General features: G+C 70.2%; 1 protein-coding gene. It reads right to left on the bottom strand.

The window, feature by feature from the left end; all coding sequences use genetic code 11:
* Positions 1-27: 27 nt before the first annotated feature.
* Positions 28-1,224: an aminotransferase-like domain-containing protein gene (locus AC27KI_RS24880; protein ID WP_284429566.1), complete on the bottom strand. Its 1,197-nt coding sequence runs from the start codon at positions 1,222-1,224 to the stop codon at positions 28-30.
* Positions 1,225-1,370: the final 146 nt, after the last annotated feature.

Here is a 1,370-nt window from a genome sequence, read left to right as displayed (position 1 = left end):
GCGCCGCGCCGGTCCGCAGCCGGCCGGTCAGGCGCGCACTGCCTGGCCCAGCCGCGCCACGCCCTCGCGGATCTTGTCCACATCGGCCGTGGCGAACGACAGGCGCAGCGTGGCGTGGTCGGGCTGCGCGCAGAAGAACGGCGTGCCGGGCACGAAGGCCACGCCCTGCTCGATGGCCTTCTTGGCCAGCACGTTGCCGTCGGCCACCTGGCCGCGCGCGCCGGTGAGGCGCGCCCAGACGAACAGGCCGCCCTGCGGCTGCACGAACGCGATGGCGTCGCCCAGTTCCTTGCGCAGCGCATCGCCCATGGCCTGGGCGCGCTCGGCATACACCGCGCGCACCTTGGCCAGCGTGGCGGGCATGCGGCCGGCCTTGAGGTACTGCGCGGCCGTGGCCTGCGCGAAGGTGCTGGTGTGCGCATCGCTGAACTGCTTGCACATGGTGGCCTTGGCCAGCAGCTCGGCCGGCGCGATGAGCCAGCCCACGCGCAGGCCGGGGCTCAGTACCTTGCTCAAGCTGCCGCAGTGCACCAGCAGGTCGCGGCTGCCGGGCACGTCGGCCGACAGCGCCAGCAGGCTGGGCGGCGGCGCCTCGCCGAAGTACAGGTCGCCGTAGGGATCGTCCTCGACGATCAGCGTCTGGTGGCGGGCGGCCATCTCCAGCACCTTTCGGCGGCGCTCCAGGCTCAGCAGCGCGCCGCTCGGGTTTCCGAAGGTGGGGATGAGGTAGACGAACTTGGGGCGGTGCTCGGCGATGAGCTTTTCCAGCGCGTCGGTGTCCACGCCTTCGCCATCGACCGGCGCACTGATCAGCTCGGCGCCGTAGAGGCGAAAGCACTGGATAGTGGCCAGGAAGGTGGGGCCTTCCACGATCACCTTGTCGCCGGGGCTGATGAGCGTCTTGCCCAGCAGGTCCAGCGCCTGCTGGCTGCCGGTGGTGACGATGAGGTTGTCGGTCGCCACGTCCCTGGCGCCCTTGCTGACCATGAAGGCGGCCAGTTGCTCGCGCAGGGGGTTATAGCCCTCGGTGGCGCCGTACTGCAGGGCCGCGCCCGGCTCCTCGGCCAGGGCCTTATTGGAGGCCTCGCGGATGCCGTCCACATCGAACATCGCGCTGTCCGGAAATCCCCCGGCAAAGCTGATGATGCCGGGCTTGCCCAGCAGCTTGAAAAGCTCGCGGATGGCGGAGGTCTCTACATTGTTCAGTCGGTCGGCGAATTGCAGGGGCATGGTCGGGGTCTCACTTTCTGGATGCGATTGTCGCCAAATCGGCGTGGCGTTTTCCTGCGTGTGGTGCCAGTGCACGCGGCCGGCGCGCCGGGGCCGCGGCGTGCCGCCCCGGCCCCGGTGGCGAAATGCTGCGCCGCTGC

It is taken from the genome of Acidovorax sp. KPB24-03 (assembly GCF_057546605.1).
Note: the sequence above shows the minus strand (reverse complement) of the source record. Positions and strands in the feature narration are given on the sequence as shown.